8 protein-coding genes are annotated in these 7,024 nt (G+C 66.7%); 6 read left to right on the top strand and 2 right to left on the bottom strand.

Going from position 1 to position 7,024, the window contains the following annotated elements; genetic code table 11:
- From ctaD to Q0C59_RS17545, 5 genes are all read left to right on the top strand, one after another.
- On the top strand, window positions 1–2,352 hold a 2,352-nt coding region (gene ctaD, locus Q0C59_RS17525; RefSeq protein WP_291217931.1), incomplete at its 5' end, for a cytochrome c oxidase subunit I.
- Entirely contained in the window at window positions 2,349–2,696 is a 348-nt protein-coding gene (locus tag Q0C59_RS17530; RefSeq protein ID WP_291217933.1) for a hypothetical protein, read from the top strand. The genes ctaD and Q0C59_RS17530, both read left to right, overlap by 4 nt.
- Window positions 2,693–3,484 (top strand): cytochrome c oxidase assembly protein, encoded by a 792-nt coding sequence (locus tag Q0C59_RS17535; protein ID WP_291217935.1) that lies wholly within the window; start codon window positions 2,693–2,695, stop codon window positions 3,482–3,484. Before Q0C59_RS17530 ends, Q0C59_RS17535 begins: the two co-directional genes overlap by 4 nt.
- Window positions 3,485–3,597: 113 nt before the next feature.
- The gene (locus Q0C59_RS17540; RefSeq protein ID WP_291217938.1) at window positions 3,598–3,981 is read left to right on the top strand and encodes a DUF2231 domain-containing protein; all 384 of its coding nucleotides are present in this window, start codon (window positions 3,598–3,600) and stop codon (window positions 3,979–3,981) included.
- Window positions 3,978–5,258 (top strand): sorbosone dehydrogenase family protein, encoded by a 1,281-nt coding sequence (locus Q0C59_RS17545; protein ID WP_291217940.1) that lies wholly within the window; start codon window positions 3,978–3,980, stop codon window positions 5,256–5,258. Before Q0C59_RS17540 ends, Q0C59_RS17545 begins: the two co-directional genes overlap by 4 nt.
- A gap of 170 nt (window positions 5,259–5,428) precedes the next feature.
- On the opposite strand, the gene Q0C59_RS17550 is transcribed toward Q0C59_RS17545, so the two are convergent.
- Together Q0C59_RS17550 and Q0C59_RS17555 are read right to left on the bottom strand one after the other, a co-directional pair.
- Window positions 5,429–5,788 carry a hypothetical protein gene (locus Q0C59_RS17550; RefSeq protein WP_291217942.1) on the bottom strand — a complete coding sequence of 120 codons (360 nt, stop codon included), beginning with the start codon at window positions 5,786–5,788 and terminating at the stop codon, window positions 5,429–5,431.
- Window positions 5,785–6,153, bottom strand: a complete 369-nt coding sequence (locus Q0C59_RS17555) for a glutaredoxin domain-containing protein (RefSeq protein ID WP_291217944.1) — start codon at window positions 6,151–6,153, stop codon at window positions 5,785–5,787. The genes Q0C59_RS17550 and Q0C59_RS17555 overlap by 4 nt, the downstream gene beginning before the upstream one ends.
- A 249-nt stretch (window positions 6,154–6,402) precedes the next feature.
- On the opposite strand from Q0C59_RS17555, the gene Q0C59_RS17560 reads away from it, so the two are divergent.
- On the top strand, window positions 6,403–7,024 hold a 622-nt coding region (locus Q0C59_RS17560), incomplete at its 3' end, for an RNA polymerase factor sigma-32 (protein WP_291217946.1).

Genomic DNA, 7,024 nt, shown 5'->3' on the forward strand with positions numbered 1-7,024 from the left:
CTGCTGCGAGCGCAGCTGGCGCAGCCGGGGCAGGCTTTCATGGGCGCCGAGGCCTACAACCAGGTCTTCACCATGCACGGCACCATGATGATGTTTCTCTTCGCGGTGCCGATCCAGCAGGGCCTGGCGGCGTATTTGCTGCCCAAGATGCTGGGCGCGCGCGACCTGGTGTTTCCGCGCCTGGGCGCATTCGGCTACTGGTGCTATCTGTTCGGCGGGCTCATCTTCACCAGCAGCCTGCTGGTGGGGCTGGCGCCCGACGCCGGCTGGTTCATGTACACGCCGCTGTCCAGCAACACCTACTCGCCCGGCATGGGTGCGGACTTCTGGTTGCTCGGCATCACCTTCATCGAGATCGCCACCATGGCCGCGGCGATCGACATCACGGTGACCATCCTGCGCGCACGCGCCGCCGGCATGGGCCTGCACCAGTTGCCGATCTTTGCGTGGTCGATGCTGGTCACGTCCCTGATGGTGATCGTGGGTTTTCCGCCGCTCATTCTGGGCAGCCTGCTGCTGGAGCTCGAACGCGCCGCCGGCTGGTCGTTCTTCGACCCCACGCGCGGGGGCGACCCGGTGCTGTGGCAACACCTGTTCTGGCTCTTCGGTCACCCCGAGGTCTACATCATCTTTCTGCCCGCAGCGGGCGTGGTCTCCATGCTGGTGCCGGTCTACGCACGTCGGCCGCTGGTGGGTTACCAGTGGGTGGTCGTGTCCATGATCGGCACCGGCTTCATCAGCTTCGGGCTGTGGGTGCACCACATGTTCGCCGTCGGCATCCCCGTGCTGTCGCAGGCCTTTTTTGCCATGGCCAGCATGCTGGTGGCCATTCCCACCGGCATCCAGCTGTTTGCCTGGATCGCCACGCTCTGGAGCGGGCGCCCGGTGTGGAGCGTGCCCATGCTGTGGGTCGCGGGCTTCCTGCTCATATTCGTCATCGGTGGGCTCACGGGTGTGATGCTGGCCTTCGTGCCCTTCAACTGGCAGGTGCACGACACGCATTTTGTGGTGGCGCATTTCCACTACGTGCTCATCGGCGGCATGCTGTTCCCGCTGATCGCGGGCATCTACCACTGGCTACCGCACTTCAGCGGACGCCTGCCGTCCGAGCGTTTGTCCCGGGCCGGCTTCTGGCTCACCTTCATCGGATTCAACGGCACCTTTCTGGTGATGCACTGGACCGGCCTGCTCGGCATGCCCCGGCGTGTCTACACCTACGACACCGGCCTCGGCTGGGACCTGCCCAACCTGATCTCGTCGGTGTTCAGTTTTGTCATGGCCTTCGGCATCGCCACGCTGCTGCTCGATCTCGTGCTGCACTGGCGCTACGGCCGCAAGGCACCACTGAACCCCTGGAACGCCGACACGCTGGAATGGGCCAGCGGCACACCGGCGCGCTCGTACAACTTCGCCAGCCTGCCGCGCATCACCACGCGCCACCCCTTGTGGGACGCGCCCGACCTGCCCGAGACCATTGCCACCGGCCAGCACGCACTGCCACACGCCGCGCACGGCCGGCGCGAGACGCTGGGCGTGGACCCGGTCAGTGGTCGGGTGCGCGAGGTGATCCACCTGCCGGGCAATTCGTGGTGGCCGCTGGTGGCCGGTGGTCTGCTGGCGCTGCTGTGCATGGCGCTGCTGCTCAAGCAGTACCCGGTGGCCATCGGTCTGGCCTTGCTGGCCGTGGTGGTGCTGCTGCGCTGGTCGTGGGAGAGCGGTGGCCAGGCCAACGCGGTGGCCGGTGAAACGCACGACCTGCCCGAGGGCTTGAAGCTGCATTCCCACACCTTCGACGGCCCGGGTCTGTGGGGCATGGGCCTGACCCTGCTGGCCGACGCATCGCTCTACGCCTCGCTGCTGTTTGGCTGGCTCTACCTCTGGACCGTGGTGCCGGGTGGTCAGCCGGCGGCAGCGTCGCCCTTGGGCACCTGGCCGCTGGCGGCGGTGGCGCTGCTGTTCGGCGCCGGCATGCTGTTGCTGCAGCGCGGGGTGCGGCGGCTGCGCGCGGGCAACGCCGCGGGCTTGCAGGGTGCGCTGTGGCTCGCGAGCACCTGTGGTGTGGCCGCCTGCGCGGGGCTGCTGTGGCTGCTGCTGACCGCCGGGCTGCAACCCACGCTGCGCGCGCACGACGCGGTGCTGAGCTTCACGCTGATCTACCTGCTGCTGCACGGCGCGCTCGCGGCGGTGCTGGCAGCGCTGCAGGCCTTGCGGGTGGGCCTGGGCCGCGTGAGCCTGATGGCACCATACGAGCCCGGCGTGGTGGCCATGTGGTGGCAGTTCTGTGCGCTGGCCACAGCGCTGGCCTGGGCCCTCATGGCGATGCTGCCCCTCGCGTTCGGTGCGCGGCCATGAAACCGCACGGCTGGCACCTGGTGATCGGCCTCACGCTGTGGTTCGCCTGGTTCTGCGCCACCTACGGTGGCCTGGCCGTGGCCTGCGCGGTTGCGCCACCACCCCCGGCGCAAGGCGCGTGGACCTGGCTCAATGCCGCGGTGCTGTTGCTCGCTGCGGCCTGCACGGTGGCTTTCGGCGCGGCTGCATGGTGGGGCGCGCGCACGGCGCGGCGTCTGGCCACCGAGGCGTGCCGGACACGCCCGCTCTTTTTTGCCCGCGCGTCCACCGCGCTTTACGCCACCGCCGCCGTGTCCACAGCGCTGGTGGCGCTGCCCGCGGTTCTGCTGGCCCCGTGTGTATGAAGACCGTGGCGCTGCTGATCTGGGTCTTGCCGCTGGCGGCCGGTGCGCACAGCGGCGAGGGCGGCATCGAACAGGCACCCGTGTGGTTCACGCAGGTGCTGTTCGTGCTGGCCTGGATCGGCTATGCCGTGGGTGCGGCGCGGCGCTCGCCACGCCGGGGCCCGCGCTTGGCTTTGCACACGGCCATGTTCATCACCGGCCTGGCGCTGTTCGGGCCGCTGGACGAATGGTCCGAAGACAGCGCCGCCTGGCACATGGTGCAGCACATGCTGCTCATGGTGGTGGTGGCGCCGCTGCTCGTGCTGGCACGCCCGCTGCCACAGTGGCGCGCCGTGCTGGGTGCACGCGCCGACGCGCTCTGGCGTCCTCTGCACCGCTTCAGCCGCCACCCCATGGCCTGCGCGTTGCTCCATGCAGCGGCCATCTGGTTCTGGCATGCACCCGGTCCTTACGTCGCGGCCCTGGCATCACCGCTGTGGCACGTGGTCGAACACGCCTGCTTCCTGTTCAGCGGCTGGCTGTTCTGGTGGTCGGTGTTGCGGCCTGGTCGCGCCGGCGCCTTGCCAGCCGCCGGAGCCTTGTTGTTCACGGTGATGCACACGGGTCTGCTGGGAGCACTGCTCGCATTCTCCCGGGCACCGCTGTACAGCGACGCCCCCTCGGCGCTGGCCGACCAGCAACTGGCGGGGCTCGTGATGTGGGTGCCTGGAGGCCTGGTGTACCTGCTGGTGGCGGTGTGGGCGGCAGCGCGGTGGCTCTCCGCCATGGGCAGAGGCGCTTTCGAGTGATGTGAACCCGCTGGATCACATCACTGAGAGACAAACGCGCACCGTTCGGTGACGAACAGACGCCTGTCCTGCAATGGCGATCATGGCCATTCCCCCCAGTTGTGGATACCCCAATGCATGCCATCTTCGTCTTGTCCTCCGTGCCGCTGTTCCTGGGCGCCCTGCTCAGCGACTGGGCCTACTTCAGCAGCCACGAGATCCAGTGGGTCAACTTTGCCGCGTGGTTGATCGCGGGAGGCTTGCTGATTGCGGGCCCGGCGCTGCTGTGGGGCGCAGTGGATGTGCTGCGCTCCTCAGTCAACCGCCACCGTCAAGGACTGATCTATCTGACGTTGCTGCTGGCCACGTTTGTCGTCGGGTTCATCAACGCCTTGGTCCACGGCAAGGATGGCTGGGCAGCAATGCCAACCGGATTGATTCTGTCGGCCGTGGTGGTGGTGCTCGTCGCAACGGCCAGCGCGATCGGGCTCGCCGGCTTTTTGCGGAGGACGGCATGACGACGCGGGCCCGGTTGCTGGGCTCCACGTTGGCTTTTGCAGTCGCAGCGGTGGCCGGCTCGAGCGGCGCACAGCCGGCCAACGCGGACCTCCCGCCACCCCAGAGGGGTCTGCTGCCGAGCATGCGCATCGCAGAACCTGCAGCTTGGGGCGACCGCCGTCCGGCAGTGCCGCAAGGCTGGACGATCAAGTCCATCGCCACCGACCTGAAAGTCCCGCGGCAAACGCTGGTGCTTCCCAATGGCGACATCCTGGTGGCCGAAGGCAAGGGCGGGGGCGCCCCCGTGCTGAAGCCCAAGGATTACATCGCCGGCATCATCAAGTCCAGGGGCAACACGTCCGTCAAAGGCGGCGATCAACTGACCTTGTTGCGAGATGCCGATGGCGATGGCACCTACGAAGGCAGGTGGGTCTACGCGAAAGACCTCAATGCACCGTATGGCCTCGCACTGGTTGGAAACAGTCTGTATGTCGCCAACCAGGATTCGCTGGTCCGGTTCGAGTACGTGGTCGGGCAGACCCAGGCCACGGCACCTCCCGTGACGGTGACCAAGTTGCCTTCAGCGATCAACCACCACTGGACGAAGTCTCTCGCGGCCGATGCCGACGGTCGTTATCTCTACGTTGGCATCGGCTCCAACAGCAACATCGGAGAGCGCGGCATGGCGTTGGAAGAGAACCGCGCCGTGGTCTGGCAGATCGACACCAGCAGTGGTGCAACGAAGACGTTCGCAACCGGCCTGCGCAATCCCACGGCGCTGGCGTTCGAGCCCGCCAGCCGGCAACTCTGGGCTGTGGTGAACGAGCGCGACGAACTCGGCCCCGACCTCGTACCGGACTACCTCACTTCGGTGCGGGAAGGTGAGTTCTATGGCTGGCCCTACGCGTACTGGGGTCCCAACGTCGATCGCCGCGTGCAGCCCCAGAACGACAAACTGGTCCAGGCCACAGTGCGCCCGGACTTTGCCCTGCCGTCGCACTCGGCGCCTCTGGGACTTTCCTTTGTGCAGGCGGGATTCGCGACACCGTTTGCAGAAGGCGCTTTCATCGGCCTGCACGGCAGCTGGAACCGGGACGTGCCTGTCGGCTACAAGGTGATCTTTGTGCCTTTCGCCAACGGCCGTCCCAGCGGGCCGCCGGTCGACTTCGTCACCGGTTTCCAGAGCGACGGCAAAACCATGGGCCGCCCGGTCGGCGTCACCGTTGACCCCAAGGGCGCATTGATCGTGGCTGACGACCTGTCCAACACCGTCTGGCGAGTGACGCCTGAGCGCTGAGGAATTTGTCTCAGTGGGCAACCCACCGGGTCCAGTTGCCGCCCGATCAGGAACGACCGCCAAGGCTACGCCGGCCAAGGTCAACGAGTCCAACCATGCAACGGTGCTGGCAAGGCCAAGGTCGTGCAATCCGTTGAATGGCCTGCAGGGTACTCCCGCAGGCTGGGCGATCAGCCGCCGGGCAACTCTTCCCGCGCTTCCACCACCAGTTGCCGAAGCACGGAGCCGGAAGCACCTGCCACCGCACGCACCCGCAGCGCCCGCCCGGTGGGGAGTTCGATGCGGCAGTGGTAGTCCAGCCCGTCGGTCTGGCCGGGGCTGTTGCTGGCGATGCGGCGGGTCCATTTCTGTTGGCCGTCGAGCTCCACCGTCAACGCATGCCAGGCGCCGGCCAGCGGCTGCGGCACGCGCACCACGAGCGTCACGTCCACGTCGAAGCTGCGGTGGCGTTCCAGCGAGCCGGGGATGGCGAGCACCGCCACCGAGGCAGCGCCTGCGTCGCAGCGCCAGACTTCGGCCTGGGGCTTCATGCGCTCAACAGCTGTTTCAGCTCGCCCGTTTCGATGAGCCGCGCCACGTCTTCGGCGCCACCCACGAGCACGCCGCGCACAAACACCATGGGAAGCGTGGGCCAGCCGGTCCACATCTTGAGGGCATTGCGCCGGCGCCACTGGGAGAAGTAGCTGCCGATTTCCAGGTAGCCGTGGGACACGCCTGCGGCGTCGAGCGCCTTGCGCGCCTTGCCCACAAACGGATTGCCCGACATGCCGAACACCATCACGGCGTTGCTGGCCGCTTCGGCCTGTGCCTGACGCAGCAGATCGGCGTGGAGGTTGGCCACCTTGGCCCGGATGGCGGGGTGGATGGCGGCTTCGTCGAGGGTGGGGCGGGGCATGGGCTTTCCTTGGGCGGTCCGGGGTGAGGGCATGAACTGTAGTGGGTGTTGATCCCCACCGCAGCACGCAGGTGTACTCCCCCCGGGGCGCCGGGCTGCCCGGACCGGCAAATCAGGCGTGGTGCAGTTTGAACACCGCCATCATCCGTTTTGCCAGGTACTTGAATCGCCAAGGTCATGGAACTTCACACTTAGCACTCACTCATAGAGAGTGCTAACATCATTGGTACATACCCGAGGAGGTTCTCCATGTCCCACTCACTTGCCCCCATTTCAGCCGCCTCCAGTGGCCAGGTCGCTGTCGCGAACCCTTGGGCGCTGGTGCCGCCGCTGGGCAATCTGGACGCCTACATTTCTGCGGTCAACCGCCTGCCGCTGCTCACGCTGGACGAAGAGCAGAAGGCCGCGCGCCGCCTGCGCGACGACAACGACCTCGAGGCCGCAGGCCAGCTGGTCATGTCGCACCTGCGCCTGGTGGTGTCCATTGCCCGCCAATACCTGGGATACGGCCTGCCCCACGGCGACCTGATCCAGGAAGGCAATGTGGGTCTGATGAAGGCCGTGAAACGCTTCGACCCCGACCAGGGCGTGCGCTTGGTGAGCTACGCCATGCACTGGATCAAGGCCGAGATCCACGAATACGTGCTGAAAAACTGCCGCATGGTCAAGCTGGCCACGACCAAGGCGCAGCGCAAGCTGTTCTTCAACCTGAGGTCGCGCAAGCAGGGTTTCCGTTCCGATGCGCTGGACGGAGACACCCACCGCGAGGTGCTGAGCGATGTTGAAGTCGGCATCATGGCCAAAGAACTCAACGTGAAGCCGGAAGAAGTGCGCGAGATGGAAACGCGGCTCTCCGGCGGCGACGTGGTGC

This window comes from Hydrogenophaga sp. (assembly GCF_022844385.1).
Classification (GTDB): domain Bacteria; phylum Pseudomonadota; class Gammaproteobacteria; order Burkholderiales; family Burkholderiaceae_C; genus Hydrogenophaga.